At 64.0% G+C, this 16625-nt stretch carries 17 protein-coding genes and 1 tRNA gene; 6 read left to right on the top strand and 12 right to left on the bottom strand.

What is annotated here, in order from left to right; all coding sequences use genetic code 11:
• Nucleotides 1–26 precede the first annotated feature (26 nt).
• Both HL657_RS05895 and HL657_RS05890 read left to right on the top strand, forming a co-directional pair.
• A complete protein-coding gene (locus HL657_RS05895) occupies nt 27–1316 on the top strand; it encodes a chloride channel protein (protein WP_317295900.1) in 1290 nt (429 codons plus the stop codon).
• A gap of 98 nt (nt 1317–1414) precedes the next feature.
• Complete coding sequence (locus HL657_RS05890; RefSeq protein WP_317295899.1) at nt 1415–1675, top strand: DUF3303 domain-containing protein; 261 nt, start codon at nt 1415–1417, stop codon at nt 1673–1675.
• Between the two features lie 12 nt (nt 1676–1687).
• Here HL657_RS05890 and HL657_RS05885 read toward each other — a convergent pair whose 3' ends face one another.
• From HL657_RS05885 to HL657_RS05860, 6 genes are all read right to left on the bottom strand, one after another.
• On the bottom strand, nt 1688–2476 hold the full coding sequence (locus HL657_RS05885) for an ABC transporter ATP-binding protein (protein WP_317295898.1): 789 nt from the start codon (nt 2474–2476) through the stop codon (nt 1688–1690).
• A complete protein-coding gene (locus HL657_RS05880; RefSeq protein ID WP_317295897.1) occupies nt 2476–3528 on the bottom strand; it encodes a FecCD family ABC transporter permease in 1053 nt (350 codons plus the stop codon). Before HL657_RS05880 ends, HL657_RS05885 begins: the two co-directional genes overlap by 1 nt.
• A gap of 11 nt (nt 3529–3539) precedes the next feature.
• Nucleotides 3540–4748, bottom strand: coding sequence for an ABC transporter substrate-binding protein (locus tag HL657_RS05875; protein WP_317295896.1), 1209 nt, complete (start codon nt 4746–4748; stop codon nt 3540–3542).
• Nucleotides 4745–5260 carry a hypothetical protein gene (locus tag HL657_RS05870; RefSeq protein ID WP_317295895.1) on the bottom strand — a complete coding sequence of 172 codons (516 nt, stop codon included), beginning with the start codon at nt 5258–5260 and terminating at the stop codon, nt 4745–4747. Before HL657_RS05870 ends, HL657_RS05875 begins: the two co-directional genes overlap by 4 nt.
• Nucleotides 5261–5361: 101 nt before the next feature.
• Nucleotides 5362–5871 carry a pyridoxamine 5'-phosphate oxidase family protein gene (locus HL657_RS05865; RefSeq protein WP_317295894.1) on the bottom strand — a complete coding sequence of 170 codons (510 nt, stop codon included), beginning with the start codon at nt 5869–5871 and terminating at the stop codon, nt 5362–5364.
• Nucleotides 5872–5874: 3 nt separating this feature from the next.
• Nucleotides 5875–6282, bottom strand: a complete 408-nt coding sequence (locus tag HL657_RS05860) for a hypothetical protein (RefSeq protein ID WP_317295893.1) — start codon at nt 6280–6282, stop codon at nt 5875–5877.
• Between the two features lie 165 nt (nt 6283–6447).
• Here HL657_RS05860 and HL657_RS05855 point away from each other — a divergent pair, with 165 nt between their 5' ends.
• Nucleotides 6448–7899, top strand: coding sequence for a CorA family divalent cation transporter (locus HL657_RS05855; RefSeq protein WP_317295892.1), 1452 nt, complete (start codon nt 6448–6450; stop codon nt 7897–7899).
• A 61-nt stretch (nt 7900–7960) separates the two neighbouring features.
• Here HL657_RS05855 and HL657_RS05850 read toward each other — a convergent pair whose 3' ends face one another.
• A complete protein-coding gene (locus tag HL657_RS05850) occupies nt 7961–8107 on the bottom strand; it encodes a hypothetical protein (protein ID WP_317295891.1) in 147 nt (48 codons plus the stop codon).
• A 110-nt stretch (nt 8108–8217) separates the two neighbouring features.
• The gene (locus tag HL657_RS05845; RefSeq protein ID WP_317295890.1) at nt 8218–9387 is read right to left on the bottom strand and encodes a PAS domain-containing sensor histidine kinase; all 1170 of its coding nucleotides are present in this window, start codon (nt 9385–9387) and stop codon (nt 8218–8220) included.
• Between HL657_RS05845 and HL657_RS05840 the strand changes: the two genes are divergently transcribed.
• Nucleotides 9362–11464, top strand: a complete 2103-nt coding sequence (locus HL657_RS05840; protein WP_317295889.1) for a PAS domain S-box protein — start codon at nt 9362–9364, stop codon at nt 11462–11464. The two genes, HL657_RS05845 and HL657_RS05840, sit on opposite strands and share 26 nt — an antisense overlap.
• Nucleotides 11465–12105: 641 nt before the next feature.
• Here the strand turns inward: HL657_RS05840 and dacB are convergent.
• From dacB to HL657_RS05820, 4 genes are all read right to left on the bottom strand, one after another.
• On the bottom strand, nt 12106–13701 hold the full coding sequence (gene dacB, locus HL657_RS05835; protein ID WP_317295888.1) for a D-alanyl-D-alanine carboxypeptidase/D-alanyl-D-alanine endopeptidase: 1596 nt from the start codon (nt 13699–13701) through the stop codon (nt 12106–12108).
• Nucleotides 13702–13854: 153 nt separating this feature from the next.
• Nucleotides 13855–13927: transfer RNA gene (locus tag HL657_RS05830), tRNA-Asn, on the bottom strand.
• 39 nt (nt 13928–13966) lie between these two features.
• Complete coding sequence (locus HL657_RS05825) at nt 13967–14266, bottom strand: hypothetical protein (protein ID WP_317295887.1); 300 nt, start codon at nt 14264–14266, stop codon at nt 13967–13969.
• A 32-nt stretch (nt 14267–14298) separates the two neighbouring features.
• Nucleotides 14299–14532 carry a hypothetical protein gene (locus HL657_RS05820; RefSeq protein WP_317295886.1) on the bottom strand — a complete coding sequence of 78 codons (234 nt, stop codon included), beginning with the start codon at nt 14530–14532 and terminating at the stop codon, nt 14299–14301.
• Between the two features lie 59 nt (nt 14533–14591).
• On the opposite strand from HL657_RS05820, the gene HL657_RS05815 reads away from it, so the two are divergent.
• Nucleotides 14592–15722: a M24 family metallopeptidase gene (locus tag HL657_RS05815; RefSeq protein WP_317295885.1), complete on the top strand. Its 1131-nt coding sequence runs from the start codon at nt 14592–14594 to the stop codon at nt 15720–15722.
• A complete protein-coding gene (gene map / locus HL657_RS05810) occupies nt 15719–16600 on the top strand; it encodes a type II methionyl aminopeptidase (RefSeq protein ID WP_317295884.1) in 882 nt (293 codons plus the stop codon). The genes HL657_RS05815 and map overlap by 4 nt, the downstream gene beginning before the upstream one ends.
• Nucleotides 16601–16625: the final 25 nt, after the last annotated feature.

Raw genomic sequence — 16625 nt, 5'->3', positions numbered from 1 at the left:
GCCGAACGGGCCGCATCGTGCCTGCCATGTCAGCACCTGCAGACGGTCCGGCGCCGCCGGAAGAGCAGATCTGCGTTGAGCCCGATAGCCGGGAAGGAACCCCGAACCTCTGGCAGGTCGCCCTCATCGCCGTAATCGCCATCCTCTTTACGGTCGCCTACCTCGCCCTCTACGGACTGCTCAACAGGGTCGTCTGGGTCCAGAACGGCTTCGTGCAGGCCAACCCCTGGGCGGTCCCGGCAGGCGTCCTCGCCTTCTCGCTGCTTGTCGGCCTCTGCCGCAGGTACCTGCACGCACCCGACGTGATCCATGGCGGGTTCGCCGAATCGCTCAAAGGCGGAGGCGAGAAGCCCGACTATCGGACGTTTCCCGGCGCATTTCTCTCTTCGATTCTCTCGCTCCTCTCCGGGGCAAGCGTCGGGCCGGAAGGGACCATCACCGTCCTGATGGGGTACGTCTCCCCCTACATCCGCGACAGGCTCAGGATCGGGTCCCCCGGGGCCGCGCTCGGGTTCGACGTTGCGGCCCTGGCATCGGCGTTCAACGGGATCATCGGCAGCGTGCTCTTTACGGGGGTGTTCGCCACCGAGTTCCAGGTCGGCGGAAACAAAAACGCCTTCCGGTTCCTCACCTGGAACCTGCTCGCCGGCACCATCGGCTTTCTCGTCTACCTGCTTCTCGGGTTCCCCTCGTTCGCCCGGAGCATCCCCTTCCAGCCGCTTGCCGAACTGCATCCCGCCTACATCCTCTACGCGGTCATCCTCGGCATCCTCGGGGGGCTGCTCGCGATCTTTGCGGGGGCCTCCATGCAGGCCGCCGGGACGGTCATGGACCGGATATTCGGCGACGCGCCCGTCGCCCGCGTCCTCGCCGCCGGGGCGGTCATTGCCTGCGTCGGTTACTTCATCCCGGAGGTGCTCTTCTCCGGGGAGAGCCAGATCCACGGGATCATCGCCGACCCGGCCCGGCTCGGGGTCGGGATGCTGCTCGGCATAGCGGTCTTGAAGATCCTCCTGCTCGCGCTCTCGTTCAAGAGCGGGTATATCGGCGGGCCGCTCTTTCCCATTATCTTCTCGTCGACGCTGATCGGGCTCGCCTTAAACCTCGCCTTCCCAGGCGTGCCGGTCTCGATCTTCGTGCTCTGCATCGAGGTCGCGGCCCTCACCCTCGCCCTCGGGGCACCCCTGACATCCATCCTCCTGGTCGCGGTCGTGGGCACGGCCGACCAGTACACGGTCGTGCTCCTCGTGATCTCCGCCGTCACCGCCATGCTCATCTCTGCCGCCGTGAAGGAGAGAAGGGGAGGGCAACCGTAGCGGACGGTCCGCCCTGCAACAGGTTTTTATACTCCGGAGCCCATGGCGCCGACCGTCCATCCCGGCACGCCGGGATGCGGCAACGAGGGGGGAAGAGCATGCAGTTCCTAAGCATATTCACCTGGGAGCCCGGGAAGATGGCCGAGATCATGGAGGCGCGGGCCAGGGAGGAGATTCCGGAAGGCGTGACCCTGATCAACGAGTGGGTCGACCTCGTAGGGAACACGGTCTTCCGGCTGATCGAGACGGATGATCCCGTCGCCCTCATGAAGGTCAGTTCTCCCTGGAGTGACCTCGGCTACAAAGAAGTGCATCCGGTCATGGAATCAAAGGAAGCGTTAACTATTCTCAGGGGATGAGGAGGGGGGCCCTCACGCCCCTTCCCTCAGGTGCCCCGGCCTGACCGGAACCATGTATGGCGCCGAAAGGTCCCGTTTCACCACCGCTTCGATCCCGTAGACGGACCGGAGCATCTCTTCGGTGAGCACCTCTTCCGGCGTCCCGTAGCCGTAGATAGACCCTGTCTTCATCACCATGAGGCGGTGGCAGTAGGTGGCGGCGAGATTCAGGTCGTGGAGCGCGATGACGACCGCGAGGTTCCTCTCCTCGGCAAGCCCGCGGAGGACTTCCATGACTCCCATCTGGTGGCAGACGTCCAGGTTGCTCGTCGGCTCGTCGAGGAGGATCACCCCCGTCTCCTGCACGAGCGCCCGGGCGATCATCACCCGCTGGCGCTCCCCGCCGGAGAGTTCGGCGACCTTCCGGAGCGCGAGATCCCCGAGATCGAGGAGGTCGAGCGCCGCAACCACCTTCTCCTCGTCGGTCCTGTTCACCGTCCAGTTCAGGTAGGGCCGCCTCCCCATCAGGACGGTCTCGAAGACCGTCGCCGCGGTCCCGTTCCCGGCCGACTGCGGCACGTAGGCCATCGCCCGTGCGACCTCGCGGCGGTGCATCGAGCGGAGTTCCCGCCCGTCAAGCATCACCCTGCCCCCGTTGGGGGAGAGCATGCCGTCGATGCACCTGATAAGCGTCGTCTTCCCGCACCCGTTCGGCCCTACGAGCCCGAGTACTTCGCCCGCGTCCACCGAGAAGGTGATCGCGGAGAGCACCTCCCGGTCGCGGTAGGCAAACGAGAGGCCGTTTACCGATATCAGCGCCATCAGGCATTCCTCCGGTGCAGGAAGAGATAGATGAAGAACGGCACCCCGAGGAACGCAGTCACGATCCCGACGGGAAGGACCTGCGGCGCAAGGACGCTGCGTGCGATGCTGTCGGCACCGAGGAGGAGGAGAGCCCCCACGAGGCCGGAAGCGGGAAGAAGCGTGCGGAAATCGCTGCCGATGGCCATCCGGGTGATGTGCGGGGCGACGAGCCCGATGAAGCCGATCGTCCCGGTGAAGCAGATGATCACCGCGGTGATCAGGGAGGCGATCATCATCAGGACGGTCATCGACCGCTCGACGGGAACCCCGAGGCTGGCGGCCACCTCGTCTCCTTCCGCGAGGGCGTTTAAGTCCCAGGCGCGGTAGAGGAGGTAGGGTATGGTGCAGGCGAGGACGAGAGCGACGATCCCGAGTTTCGGCCAGGTGGATTTGTCCACCGACCCGAACATCCAGAAGACCACCGCCTGGAGCTGTTCGGCGCTGCCGACGTACTGCAAAAGCGACGTCACCGCCGAGAAGAGGTACATGAGCGCGATACCGGCGAGGACCATCGTCTCGGAACCGATGCCCCGGTAGCGGGCCATCCCGTAGATGGCGAGCGCCGCAAGCAGGGAGAAGAGGAAGGCGTTGCCGATGACGAGGTACTCCCCGCCGACGACCCCGGCGCCGAGGACGATGGCGATGGAAGCGCCGGTGGCTGCCGCCGAGGCGATCCCGAGGGTGAAGGGGCTTGCGAGCGGATTTCTGAGGATCCCCTGCATGACAGAGCCCGCCACCGCGAGCCCGAACCCGGCACAGACCGCAAAGAGCACCCGGTGGAGCCGGAAGTCCCAGACGATGGTCGTTGCGAGGTCGGGGGCGCTGAATACCCCGGGGAGGAGGCCGGCCAGGATCGCGAGGTAGGACTCGCCCACGGTAAGGCCGGCCGACCCGAGCGTGACCGCGACGCCGATGAGGATGACGAGGCCGGCAAGAAGACCGCCGATGAAGAGGGCGCGGGTCTTCTTCAGCCGGGTATACCCCTCCTGAATGATGACGTGCTGTTCCATGGCGGCACCGGTCACGGGTAGACGAACGTCCCTTGCGATGCGAGGTCGAAGTCGATCCCCTGGAACCCGGTGAGGTAACGCTGGTGGATAGCGTGCGGATCGAGGTCGCTGAACCGGTCGGGGTAGAACCACTTCGCGAGGTAAGCCGTCCCGATGAAGTGCTGGGCGCCGCCGAGGATGTCGGAGTGGATGACGTGGACGCGGTCGTCCTTCACCGCGGAGATCCTCGACCACCCGGGCCGGTCGAGCAGTGCCGACCGGATTGCATCGAGCGCTTCGGGATCGTGCCCCGCGTAGCCGCCGACGGCCAGGCCCTGCCCGGCCAGTTTGACGACGACCTCGGGGTCCGCGACGATGATCGCCTCGGGGTCGACGACCGGGTACTCGGTCGTCCCGGTGGCGAAGGGGTTCTTCCCGCCGGCGAGTTCGGTCTTCTCGTTGTAGCCCGCACTGGCGGCAACGGTCGTGTAGTCGAACCAGTACTCGAAGTAGACCCGGGTCTTCTCATCGTCCGGGATGTCCGCCGTGCCGTCCCGGATCCGGTCCATCGTCGAGCCGTAGAAGGAAGCGAACTCCTCCCCCCGTTCGGCCTCATCGATGATCGAGGCGACCGTGCGGATCTCGCCCGCGTAGGTCGTGGGCTTGAAGCAGTCGAACCGCAACACCCGGATCCCGGGACTGCTCGCCTCGAGCCTCTTCTGGATGTCGTCGCAAGCCGCGGTGCTGATCGTCGCGTAGAGGATGATCGTGTCCGGCCTGAGGATGAGAACCTTCTCCATGTCGGGAGACCAGATCGACCCGACGTTCGCCTTCTCCTGGTAGCCAGGGAAGAAGGTCTCCTTCTCGTAACTGTACTTGTCGACGGCGACGACTTTGTCCATGTCGAACCCGAGCGATCGCAGGGTCTCGAGGGACTCGCCGCTGAAGGTCACCACCCGGCGCAGGGGACGGTAGAGCGTCACCGTTCTCCCTGTGGAGTCGGTGACCTCGCGGGGTTTCCCGTCCCAGCGGGCATACACCCAGGCGGCGTCGCGGATGTCGTCCCGGTCGAGGTCGCCGGCGCCGTTCATGTAAGCGGCGTCGAGGTAGGCGAGGGCCGCCGAGGCGTACTCGGCACGGGCGAGCGTCCCGTCGGCGTCGGCGTCCCCCGGGATGCCCTCTGCCGCCGATGCCGGGACGGCGAGGAGCAGGAGGAGGGCGAGGAGATACCACCGGTTCATCTCCGACCACCCCACCCGGCAAGGAGAAGGGCGGCAGCCGCCGCCAGGGCTGCGAACGGCGAAGCAGCCTCCTGTGCGGCAGGCTTCTCCCCGGCGCTCTCCGCCGCCGTCTCGATTCCGTCCACCGCGACGTGCGAGGCGGCTACCTGCCCGTCCGACTCACCGAGGAAGTCTTCCCATGTGCCGGTAATATCCCCGCTCCCGGAGGCGGGGGCGGTGACGGAGTAGGTGATGCGGGTGTCGTTCATCACGGTAAATCCGATCTTTTGCCCCCGGACGAGGACGCGATCGTCCGGGTGGTCGGTCCCCGCGAAGGCGTAGCCGGCCGGCAGCGTCTCGACCACCCCCCCGAGGGCGATGCCGTCGATCGAGAGCGAGACATCGAAGACCTCCCCTGCCCCCGGTTCGGCGGCGGAGAGAGTCCGGGTGACCGGGGCGCCGCAGGCCGCGGCCGGAACGAAGAGAAACAGGAGGACGAGGCAGAAGAGACGGTTTGCCGGGAGACCTATCATGGGTTTGCGTTTGTCGATCAGGTAATATGAATGTTTCTTAATGTGCTAACAAGTTTGAAAATTAGGCGCCCGCGAGTATATTGGGATGCACCTCCCCTGATTCACGAACCCGCCGATCCCCCGGCAAGAAGACGCTGCACCTCCTCTTCGGTATAGCCGGACGCTTTCCCGGTCAGCGTCTCCACGTCGACGCGGATCACGGTCACCGCTCGGAGCGCCGCCTCGGGGTAAGACCAGTTCCCGCCTCCGGCGTACTTCTCCATGAAGAGGTCGAAGACCCGGCCTTTTTCCGCAAGATCGGTGACGAACGACGCGGTGCCGGTCCCGATGATGGAGATATACCGGGCTCCGAAATCACACGCCCTCTCCGAGCGCACGAGTTCCACGCCGGTCTCCGTCTCGAAGCAGACCCGGCTGTTCCGCTTCAGGATCTCGATCTTCCTTCCTTCTCCCGCGGAGTGGAGGTAGACGTGTCCACCGGAGTACACGAAGTTCATCGGCACCAGGTAGGGCCAATCCCCGTCGGCAAGCCCGATCCTGCAGACGAACGCCTCGCGAAGAATTGCAGAGAGGAGGGCCGGGTCGGTGATCTCCTTATCTTTTCGCCTCATTGTCTACAGCAACCCCTGCTGCCCCAGCGCGACGAGCAGCATCGCCGACGCCGCCGAGAGCGAGAAGATCGTCACCGCCCAGACGGCCACGAACGCGACGATCGCAAGCGCGCTCGTCTCCTGGTAGGGGAGGAGCCCCTCGTTCATCCGCTGGGCCGTGGCCCAGGCATCGTAAACGCCCCAGACCCAGATCGCCACGCCCGGAACGATCATGAGAAAGAGGCCGAGGAGGCTTCCGAGCAGAACCAGGACGCCTCTTATGAATTGTCCGTTGTAGGCCTGCCCGAGGCCGTTGAAGAGGAGCGAGAGCCCTGCCGCAATCGCCGGGTTCTTCTTCTTCTCCCGGCGGGAGACCTCCGCCGCCGCTATAGCGTCCGCAAGCGAGACCCGTTCCGCCGCATCGCCGTCCATGATTGTCAGGTACGCCCGGCGGGAGTATCAGTCTTTCCCGGGCTCCCGAGAGGGGGCATGCACGGGTTCCGGTCCGTCCCCGGCGATCGGCCTCCCACCTGCTATATACGGAAAGGCGTATACCCGGTGACGCCGGGATCTGCGGGTCCGGTTTCTGGTGACGGTATGCAACAGGCTACAGGAAAGACCCGACAGGAGAGGAAGGCAGATCTCAGGGGTCTCGTCTACCGCATCCTTTCCGACGGCCTGATGATCTTCCTCGGCCTGGTAATGGCCCCAATCGTCATCATACCCCTCCTGCTCCCGGCCCTCCCTCAACCGGTCGTCGAATTCCTCAATATGGCCGATACCACGATCATCGCCATCTTCGTCCTCGAATACGTCCTCAAACTGGCCCTTGCGGAGGACCCGGTGAGTCATTTCCTGGACCGCTGGCATCTCCTCGATCTTGTCATCATCACGCTCCCGGTCCTCGAGGTGGTGCCGGTTGCCGGTTCGACCCTCGCGAGGTCCTCGCCCACGCTCCGGCTCCTCCGGGTGGTCCGGGTGGCGGCGGCCGGCGGAAGATCGGTTGAGCGGCGGATCGAGCCGGAGACTGCCGTCGCGGTGCCTGCGGAACCGGCGTTCTCGACGATGCGGATCCGGGGGAGAGTGGGGGATTCCGGAGACGGCGAGAGGGGGTTCACCCCCGCCGAGGTGAAGAGGTATCTTGACGATCCCCGGGTCGAGGCCTGGTTCGACCTCTCCGGTGTGTCGCGTCCGGACTTCCCGGTGCTCTCCGGGCTCCTCGATCTGCCCGGCGTCTTCTTCGAGAGCCGGCTGATGCGACCATCGCACCCCGGGATTACGTTTGCCGACAAGACCCGGCTCATCTTCGTGCAGGCGCCGGAGCGGACGCTCCGCGTTCAAAACGGGGTGCGGGTCCCGGTCGTGACAAACGTCGGGCTCATCATCGTGAACCGGGGCAAGACGATCGTCACCGTCTCGAAAGCAGAAGACCGCTTCTTCGGACCGATCCGGGCGGGCCTCGACGGGAGCGCACTCGCCGGCGTGCCCCTGGACACCCGGGTCCTCTACGGCTCCCTTGATGGGATCAACGAGAACTACGCCCGGATCCTCGCGGAGCTGGAGGCCGAACTGATGCGGCTTGAGGGAACCCCCAACAACGAGATGCCGAAGGACTTCCTTGATACCGTCTTCCAGCTCAAGCGGGTGAGCAGCGTTCTGGCTTCAAGCCTCTTCCACCAGAGGGAGGTGGCGACGATCATCGCGAGGGACCTCCCCTCTACGAAATCGCGGGCAGGAGAGAAGAGCATCTTCGACGCGCTTGCGAACGAGACGGACTACCTGCACGAGAGCGCCGGGAACATCCGGGAGGGGCTCCTCTCCCTGATCGACGTCCACATCAACACCGTCTCCTACGAGATGAACCGGGCGATGCGGGTGATCGCCGTCCTCTCGGCACTCGTGCTGATCCCGACCCTGATCGGGCAGGTGCTCGGGACGAACATCCTCGGCACCCCCTTCAGCCTCTCCATCTGGCAGGTGACCGCCTGGACGATCATCTCGATGCTCGTGGTCGGCTGGGTCTTCTACAAACTGGGATGGCTCAGGTGAAGGAGGCGGTTATGCAGGTGGAAGAGGTCCGGTCGACGGCACCGTGTGTTCCCCGGCAACGTTACCGCGTAAACTCCTTCTCGATCCGCACGCGCCGCCCGAGTTTCGTCTCGTACCACTCCTGCTGCTTCAAAGCCTGCTTCCAGCTCCTGATACGGTGCCGGACCCGCGTTCCCGTCGCCGTATCGATCAGTACCAGCCTCGGCATCCCGACCTCCCCATCGATGCATGGAGCTCGACTTCAGGGGTTACGAACGTTTCCTTTCGTGCTCCAGGACTGCATAGCCTTTATCGAAGAAACAGATAGAACTCGTGACTCTATTCGTGGACGGCCGAGGCTTTCCTCAGCGTGAACACAAACGCCGCCCCCGCATCCGGGTGCCCGGGCACCCGGTCCTCGACCCAGACCTCTCCCCCGTAGCGTTCGATAAGCACCTGCACGAGATACAGCCCGAGCCCTTCCCCGACGCCCCGCTTCTTCTGCTCGTAGCGGTGGAAGATCTCCTCCTTCTGGTCGTTCGGAACGCCGGGACCGGTATCCTCGACTGAAACCCGGACGAAACCCCCCGCATCTTCCGCCCGGATGGTGATCTCGACATCGGAACCGCCGTGCTTGACGGCGTTGCCGATCAGGTTTGCGAACACTTCCGGGAGGAGGTCGTCAACCAGGACAAGATACGCTGAACCCGCGTACTGGATGAACTCCTCGGGATAGTGGCCGGTCTCCTCTCTGATGATCGCATCGAGATCTACCGGCCTCAGTTCCGGTGTTCCGGAGTGAATCCGACGGATGGTGGAGACAGTCCCGAGGATCTCGATGCTCTTATCGATGCTGCGCTTGAGTTTCTCCACGTATGTCCGTGCATCCCCCGAGAACGTGCTGAGGAGCAGGTCGGCATAGAGATTCGCGACGTTCTCGGTGTTCCCGATATCGTGGGTCAGGATATCGAGATACAGGTTCGCCTCGTTCCGTGCCTCTTTGAGATTCCGGCTCTGCCGGATGAGGTTTTCGGTGAGCGTCTGCAGTTCCCTGTTGGCGGCCACAAGACGGGCATTGGACTCGGCCAGTTCGGCGGTCCGCCCCTTGACCCGGTCCTCGAGTTCATCATACGCATTGCGCATCGCCTCTTCGGCCTGCTTGCGTTCGGTCAGATCCAGGGCAACCAGGGAGAAGACCTGGATCCCGTCCATCGATAGCGGTTTTAAGGAGAGATACACCGGCACCCGGCGGCCATCCTGCGCCTGCAGCATGCTCTCGCCCGCGCTGCCGGACGGATTCGCCTCCATCATCCTCCGAAATCCCGCCGCTTCGGTAGATACGATGAAGGTGTGAATCGACTCTCCCATCACCTTCCCGAGCGGCATAGCGAGCAGCCGGGCGAAGCTCGCGTTGCTGTAGAGGATGGTGCCGTCGGCGGAAACGAGCGCGGCCCAACTGCTGAACACGCCCCTCGAGAGGCTGATGGGGGAGTCGATCCACGCCTTCATCGCCCCAACGTCAGCAGCGAGTTTCCGCAGGATGCTTGAGGCAAACCCGTCCGGCAGTGCGGGCGAGAGCACGCTGCAGGCGCAGGACGGCAGCCGGGTGCCGGTACACCTCTCCTTAAAACCGCTCTCCATGGACGGAGTGCACGTATTCTCCCTGGTTGCCACGGACCTGACCGAACGCAAGCAGGCGGAGGAGACGCTGCAAAGAGCGCACGACGAGCTCGAGGAGCGGGTGGATGAGCGGACGGCTGAACTCGAACACACCAATACCCTGCTCCAGACCGAGATCGTAGAGCGCAAGCGGGCGGAAGAGGAGCTCGAGTCCATCGCCCGGTTCCCTGCCGAAAATCCCAATCCAACCCTGCGGCTTGAGAACGGGCGCACTATCATCTATGCCAACAGCGCAGCCCGGGCAACATTTGCAGAGGCGTTCGCCGGCCCCGGCACGGATGCCCCTGGGGATATTGCCGCGATAGCAGAAACGGCTCTGGCGTCCGGTGTCCGGCAGGAGGTGGAGCACCGCATCGGTGCCGAGACCTACCTTCTCACATTTGTTCCGTTCAGGGATCGTCACTACGTGAACGTATATGGAATAGATATCACCCAGCGCAAGCAAGCAGAAGAAGCCCTCCGGGAGAGCGAGGAGAAGTACCGGAACCTCGTCGAGAACAGCATCGATGCGGTCCTCCTCACCGCTCCGGACGGCTCAGTCTACGCCGCCAATGTCGAGGCATGCCGGATCTTCGGCATGACCGAAGAGGAGGTGATCCGTGCAGGCAGGGACGGTCTCGTGGATCTCTCGGACCCGCGCATCCGGCCCGCTCTCGAGGAGAGAGCCCGAACCGGGCGGTTCAAAGGGGAACTCCGGTTCCGGCGCAAAGACGGGACCGTCTTCCCCGTCGAGATGTCTTCCGCACTCTACACGGACAGAGACGGGCAGGTCAGGACGACGATGTCCATCCGGGATATCAGCGAGCGCAAGCGTGCGGAAGAAGCCCTGCGTCAGAGTGAGGAACGGTTCCACGGCATCTTCGACTGGGCAGGCGTCGGCATATCGATTGTCGATATGACCGGCCGCATCCTGGAAGCCAATCCACGTTTGAGAGAGATCCTGAGATACACCGCCGAAGAACTCTCCAACCTCACGTTTACGGCGATTACACATCTTGACGACGTGCATATTGACCTGGACCTTTTTGAAGACATGATCGCCGGCGCCCGGGATTCCTATGTCATCGAGAAGAGGTACCTGACAAAAGAAGGCCTTACTGTCTGGGGACGCATGACCGCATCTCTGCTCCGGGACGCAGAGGGCAGGCCGCACTATGCCATCGGGATGTTGGAGGATATCACCGACCGCAAGCGAGCGGAAGAAGCGCTTGGCCGCCGCACCGAAGACCTCATCCGGAAGAGCGCGGAGGTGGAAGCAGCACGCGACGAGGCGAACATGTACCTCGACATCATGACGCACGACGTCAGGAACGCGAACAACGTCTCGGGCATGTACGCCGACCTCCTGACCGAGCTCGCCGATGGCGACCTGAAGACCTATGCGGAGAAGCTGCAGGCCAGCATCGAGCGAAGCAACGATATCCTCAGGAACGTCGCCACCGTCCGGCGGATACACGAAGAAGAGACCGGCCTTGTGCCGGTGAACCTCGACGCAGTTATCAAAAACGAGATCGGCAGGTTCCCCGAGGCATCGATCGACTACCTTGACCCGCAGATCGAGGTGCTGGCGGACGGTCTCCTCCCGACCGTCTTCATCAACCTGATCGGCAACGCCGTGAAGTTCGGCGGGCCCGACGTCAAGATCGCCGTCCGGGTCGAAGAGCACGGAGAGGAGATACTGGTCTCGGTCGAGGACACCGGTCCGGGCGTGCCGGACGAGGTGAAGGTGAAACTCTTCCACCGGTTCGAGCGGGGCATGGGACGGGGAAACGGCGAGGGGCTCGGGCTTTTCATCGTCCGGACGCTGGTGGAGCGCTACGGCGGGAAGGTCCGGGTCGAAGACCGGGTGCCCGGCCGGCCAGGGGAGGGGGCGGCGTTCCGGTTTACGCTGAAGCCGGCCGCGTAGGTTTCCCTGGCACCGCCTGCCGCTGCCGGTAAAAGGAGGCGGCACTCCCACGCATGAGGCCACCCGCCGGACGTCTCGGGTTCATCGAACGGACCATTCTTGATCGACCTATGGCGTCTTCCGGAACCTAAGGAAAGGTTTATAGCCGGACATGCCTTCTCTATCTTTAGGTGAGTTCGGATGCCCAAATTAGCGTATTGCGGATACTGCGGGCGGGAGTTCCCGCTAAAGGAGCGAGCCGCAGGCGGAAGCGGACTGTTCTGCAGCGCGGAGTGCCTGGAAGCGGCGGCAAAGCAGGACGCCGGCCAGGGGGAGCGCCGGTCGGAGAGATTCCTGGTCTCAGGTCAATCGCCCTGGAGCAAGTAACCCTGCCCGACAGGACCCGTCTCGTCATGAGGTTCTGTGCGTAGCGGGGCAGATCGACATTCACCGCCGAAGGGTGGAGATTTCGCTACGGTGGCCTATCTCGACCCGGTCGACATAGCCTTTGCGAAGGGCAACGGGGATTCAGAAAGACGCCGACTGAACCGCATTAACCGTTTCGGGAATTCTTTTTTCGGATAACCAGAAGGAGACCGATCAGTCCGTCGACCCCGCCCTCCTCCAAAAGACCGGAACACCGTCCAGACGAAAAAAAGGGTTCAGAGATACTCGTATATCAGAACGGCAGCGTCGTTTACGTCGTCCGTCACGCCCTGCAGGTCGTCCATCGACGCAAGGCCGGCGATGTTGTTGACGTAGATCGCAAACGTGACCGGCGTTCCCTTCGCCGTCGTCATGTAACCGAGCAGGCCGCGGGTGTAGAGGAAGATCCCGCCCTGCTGGTCGGCGCCCGCCGAGGTTCCGGTCTTGGCACGGATCACACCGTAACCCGGGTCTCCCGGCCGGGCATTGGCTGCAAGCGTCCCGTCCACGCCGAGGACCGGCAGGGCGTCGGAGAGCGGGGCATACAGGTCCGTCCCCGCCATGTAGGCCGCGAGATCGGTCGCCGCGAGGGGGCTGATCCGGTTCATGACGCTCCCCTCGCCGTCGGCAAGCATCAGGGTGTTGGGGTTCACCCCGATCTCTTCGAGAAACGCCCCTTCGACAAAGAGCCCGGCCTCGACCGTATCGTAGCCCTCGTGGGCGGCGATGATCCCGAGCAGGCAGTTTGCGTAGAGGTTCTGGCTCACCTTCAGGGTCACCTTCGCGTACTCGGAGAACGGCAAAGAGACGAGTTCGGCGACTCTCCCGACCGACCCGTATTCGTCGGGAAGGCGGCCCAACGGGTTCTCCCCGGCCGTGGGTGCCAGGACCGAGACCCCGGCGTTCTCAAGCGCGTCGATGAAGAGGCTTCTCGCAAACGCCGCCGGGATCTCCACGTTCGAGGTCAGGTTGACCGGTCCTGCGTCCGCCGGCACCGTCCCGGTCACCTCGATCACCGCCTGCCCGGTGTAGGCGGGGATCATCACCGCCGGGTCAGAACCCGCCGGCCCGGTCACGACGCGGCTCTCGACCGTGTATGCGGACGATCGCGGCCGCCAGTCGACCGTCGCCGGCTCTCCCTCGCGCCCGGGAACGATCGTCACGTCGATCAGATTGTCGTTGACGACGATCGGCGTCACCAGTCCTTCAGACATCATCTGCGTCTCGCCAAAGAGCCGGTCGTCGACGATCACGTCGTCTGCCGCCGTGACCCCAGCCGCAGCAACCTGTTCGGCCAGGCTCTCGAGCCCGGCGAGCGGGTCGGCCCCGACGAGCAGGCAGTCCCCGAACGCCCAGGCATCGCCGTGATCCTCGTTCGTGAACGCAAGGGTGCCGTTCGGCCCGGCCCGACCGCCCATCGCAAGGTCGCCCGAGGCCACCAGCACCAGGTCGTCGCCGACCCGGTATACCGGCGTCCTGAACCGGTAGTCGGGGCCGAGGACGTCGAGAGCGGTCGAGACGGTGAAGACCTTCGTCGTCGAACCCGGCGTGAAGAGACGGTCGCCGTTCATCGAGAGCAGCACCTCGCCGGTGGAGGTGTCCCGCGCCATCATGCCCCATGTGGCGTAATCATACCGCTCCTGCGAGATGACGGCGTCGACCTGCTCTTTGAATTCGGTTGCGTTCTCGGCGTCGGGCGGTATAACGGTCTCGGCCGGGGATGTGGCGGTGCAGCCCGCAGCGCAGAGCGCAGCAAGAACGATCAATACCACGCCCACGATGGTGAGCAGCCGGCGACCCGAAGGCGGTGTTCCGGGAGTTTGCGCATCCATAGCCGGATCTTTGAGTTCTACGGATTTAGGCGTTGTGAAAACGATTGGGATGTGCTGTATGGGCCTTCAGGCTCTCAGAGAAGAGATCACGGGAATGAAGAGAAAACGGGGTGCAACGGGGCGCTGTTCGGCTGGAAAGATAGAAGACGGATACGCCGCCAACAGGACTCGAACCTGTGACATGCTGGTTAACAGCCAGCCACTCTACCAACTGAGTTATGGCGGCACTGGAACAAGTGCTCTATAATGTCTCGCCTGAAGCGTATTAAATATTACGGGAATTCTCCTTTCGCATGGTCTGCAACAGATCGATCAGTTCATCGACCTCGCCCTCCAGGCCACCGAGGAGGTCGGCCGCGAGCGGCGTCGCCACCGCACCGGCCGGCGAAGCGCGGATATACCCCTCATGCTCGAGGATCCGCAGCGAGTAGCGGACCCGATGATAGGGGAGATCCAGGATCTCGGAGAGTTTCATGATGCCGATGGGCTGGTGCTCCACGACCGCCCGGATCACCTCAAGGTGCCTTGAGACGAGTTCTATCTCGGACTTGAGTTTTCCCAGCATATCTCCCTTCACATTTAGTAGGTTCACGCGCGTTACGGCTGTTCGTGCAGCCAGGCCTTCGTCAGGGTGTAGTGCTTCCGGAACGAGATGGAGAAGGCCACCCCGACAGCGAGGAGGAGGAGGCCGATCACGAGACCGGGGGTTCCTTCGGGGGCGAACCGGAAGAGGACGAAGGCTGCCATGGCAAAACACAGGATGATGATGTTCAGCATGACCGTCAATATCATGAACCTGCCCTTGAAGGTCCGTGTGGTTGCCTCATCCATTATTCATACTTGAACGCGGTGGTAAAAGTACTTGTGGTTTCAGCGAGAGAGGTGGTAAGATGAACGGACTCGATTCGGCTATCCAGGACGCAGGGACAGCAGCATACGTAGCCTACGGCTCGTCTGCAGATGCCAACGTGCGCTACCTGACCCGGTTCCGCACCACGGACCCCGTGGTCTACGTCCAGAGACAGGACGAACGCGGGATGGTCGTCGTCCCGCAGATGGAGCACGAGCGTGCCGTCCGCGAATCGACGGCGGCGGTCGTCACCCGCGCCGATGCCGGGTACCTCGAGTACATCAAGGCCGGAGAGCCGCGCTGGCGTGCGACCGCCCACATGATCGCCGACCTCGCCGGCGGCCCCGTCCTCGTCCCCGCGAACTTCCCGCTCGCCCTTGCCCGGGAACTCGAATCGTTCCACCCGGTCGTGCTCGACGAGCGGGGGGCGGTCGAGGCGATGCGGGCGATCAAGACGCCGGAGGAGATCGAGCACATCCGCTCGGTCCAGCGGGCTACCGAGGCCGCGATGGAGCATGGGATCGCGCTCATCCGGTCCTCCGTCCCGAAAGGGGGCATCCTCCACCGGGACAGCGCGCCCCTTACTTCTGAAGCCGTCCGCGCTGAGATGCACGCCTACCTTCTCGCCCACGGATACCGCGGGGTCGACACCATCGTCTCCTGCGGTCCCGACACCGCTCTCCCGCACAACGCAGGCACCGGACCGCTCCGGGAAGACGAACCCATCGTTATCGATGTCTACCCGCAGGACGAACTGACCGGCTACCACGCCGACATGACCCGGACGGTCGTGAAAGGCGAGCCCTCTCCCGCAATCAGGGAGATGTACGAGGCCGTCAGAGACGCAAAAGGCCACGCCGCATCGATGCTCCGTGCCGGGGCCGTCGGTGCCGACCTCTACCGTGCGACGGTCGAGTTCTTGCGCGACTGCGGCTACGAGAGCAACACGCAGGGGTTCACCCACAGCCTCGGCCACGGCGTCGGGCTCGAGGTGCACGAAGAGCCGTCGCTCGGCCCGCAGGGAGGGGTGCTCATCGCCGGCAACGTCGTCACGATCGAACCGGGGCTCTACTACCCCGGTACCGGCGGCGTCCGCCTGGAAGATATAGGCGCGGTGACAGAGACCGGGTTTGACCGGTTCACCCAATACAAAGAGGAGCTCACGCTATGAAGATGGATGACGAAGTTTACGACGCCTACCGGGAAGCAGGGGCGCTGGCAAGTAAGGTGCGCCGCCGGGGTGCGGGGCTCGTGAAGGAGGGGGCCCCCCTCCTCGATATGGTCGAAGAGACGGAAAACATGGTGATCGAGGAGGGGGCGCTTCTTGCCTTCCCCTTAAACGTCTCCTTCAACGAGGCCGCGGCGCACGATACCGCCATGCCCGGCGACGAGAGGACGTTTTCCCGCGGTGACCTCATCAAGGTCGATCTCGGGATACACGTCGACGGCTACATCGCCGACACCGCCGTGACCGTCGACCTCGGCAACCACGGGGCGCTCGTCGAGGCATCCCGGGCGGCCCTCGAGGCGGCAATCGGGGCCGTCCGGCCGGGAGTCGTCACCGGGGAGCTCGGGACTATCATCCAGGCGACGATCGAGGAGCACGGCTACAGACCGGTTGCAAACCTCACCGGACACGGCCTCGACCGCTACGACCTCCATGGAAAGCCCATGATCCCGAATATCGCGATGAACGGCGGCACCGTCCTCGAGGAGGGGATGGCCTTTGCAATCGAGCCCTTCGCGACAACGGGGTCGGGGAAGGTCACCGAGGCGACGCGCGTGGAGATCTACAAACAGATCGCAGCCCGGCCCGCACGTCTCCCGTCGGCAAAGCGGATCCTCGAGACCGCACGGCCGCGCCGGGGACTCCCGTTCTCCCGCCGCTGGGTTCCGGGAGACAAAGTCGAGATCGGCCTCGCCACTCTGGTGCGGAACGGGATCATTCATCCCTTCCCGATGTTGCACGACGTCCCGGGCTCGTTCGTCTCGCAGACCGAGCACACCATGATCGTCACCGAAGAGGGGTGCGAGGTCACCACCCGGTGAGTTACGCTTATTGATGCCGCGCGCA

Origin of the sequence: Methanoculleus nereidis, from assembly GCF_032944295.1 — an archaeon.
Classification (GTDB): Archaea; Halobacteriota; Methanomicrobia; order Methanomicrobiales; family Methanoculleaceae; genus Methanoculleus; species Methanoculleus nereidis.
The sequence above is the reverse complement of the archived record's forward strand: the minus strand, read 5'-3'. Positions and strand labels throughout refer to the sequence as shown.

What these genes read in the sequence shown, in the direction of transcription:
- HL657_RS05895 (WP_317295900.1), top strand. Translation starts at nt 27, where the DNA reads ATGTCAGCACCTGCAGACGGTCCGGCGCCGCCGGAAGAGCAGATCTGC.
- HL657_RS05890 (WP_317295899.1), top strand. Translation starts at nt 1,415, where the DNA reads ATGCAGTTCCTAAGCATATTCACCTGGGAGCCCGGGAAGATGGCCGAG.
- HL657_RS05885 (WP_317295898.1), bottom strand. Translation starts at nt 2,476, where the DNA reads ATGGCGCTGATATCGGTAAACGGCCTCTCGTTTGCCTACCGCGACCGG.
- HL657_RS05880 (WP_317295897.1), bottom strand. Translation starts at nt 3,528, where the DNA reads ATGGAACAGCACGTCATCATTCAGGAGGGGTATACCCGGCTGAAGAAG.
- HL657_RS05875 (WP_317295896.1), bottom strand. Translation starts at nt 4,748, where the DNA reads ATGAACCGGTGGTATCTCCTCGCCCTCCTCCTGCTCCTCGCCGTCCCG.
- HL657_RS05870 (WP_317295895.1), bottom strand. Translation starts at nt 5,260, where the DNA reads ATGATAGGTCTCCCGGCAAACCGTCTCTTCTGCCTCGTCCTCCTGTTT.
- HL657_RS05865 (WP_317295894.1), bottom strand. Translation starts at nt 5,871, where the DNA reads ATGAGGCGAAAAGATAAGGAGATCACCGACCCGGCCCTCCTCTCTGCA.
- HL657_RS05860 (WP_317295893.1), bottom strand. Translation starts at nt 6,282, where the DNA reads ATGGACGGCGATGCGGCGGAACGGGTCTCGCTTGCGGACGCTATAGCG.
- HL657_RS05855 (WP_317295892.1), top strand. Translation starts at nt 6,448, where the DNA reads ATGCAACAGGCTACAGGAAAGACCCGACAGGAGAGGAAGGCAGATCTC.
- HL657_RS05850 (WP_317295891.1), bottom strand. Translation starts at nt 8,107, where the DNA reads ATGCCGAGGCTGGTACTGATCGATACGGCGACGGGAACGCGGGTCCGG.
- HL657_RS05840 (WP_317295889.1), top strand. Translation starts at nt 9,362, where the DNA reads ATGGGGGAGTCGATCCACGCCTTCATCGCCCCAACGTCAGCAGCGAGT.
- HL657_RS05845 (WP_317295890.1), bottom strand. Translation starts at nt 9,387, where the DNA reads ATGAAGGCGTGGATCGACTCCCCCATCAGCCTCTCGAGGGGCGTGTTC.
- dacB (WP_317295888.1), bottom strand. Translation starts at nt 13,701, where the DNA reads ATGGATGCGCAAACTCCCGGAACACCGCCTTCGGGTCGCCGGCTGCTC.
- HL657_RS05825 (WP_317295887.1), bottom strand. Translation starts at nt 14,266, where the DNA reads ATGCTGGGAAAACTCAAGTCCGAGATAGAACTCGTCTCAAGGCACCTT.
- HL657_RS05820 (WP_317295886.1), bottom strand. Translation starts at nt 14,532, where the DNA reads ATGGATGAGGCAACCACACGGACCTTCAAGGGCAGGTTCATGATATTG.
- HL657_RS05815 (WP_317295885.1), top strand. Translation starts at nt 14,592, where the DNA reads ATGAACGGACTCGATTCGGCTATCCAGGACGCAGGGACAGCAGCATAC.
- map (WP_317295884.1), top strand. Translation starts at nt 15,719, where the DNA reads ATGAAGATGGATGACGAAGTTTACGACGCCTACCGGGAAGCAGGGGCG.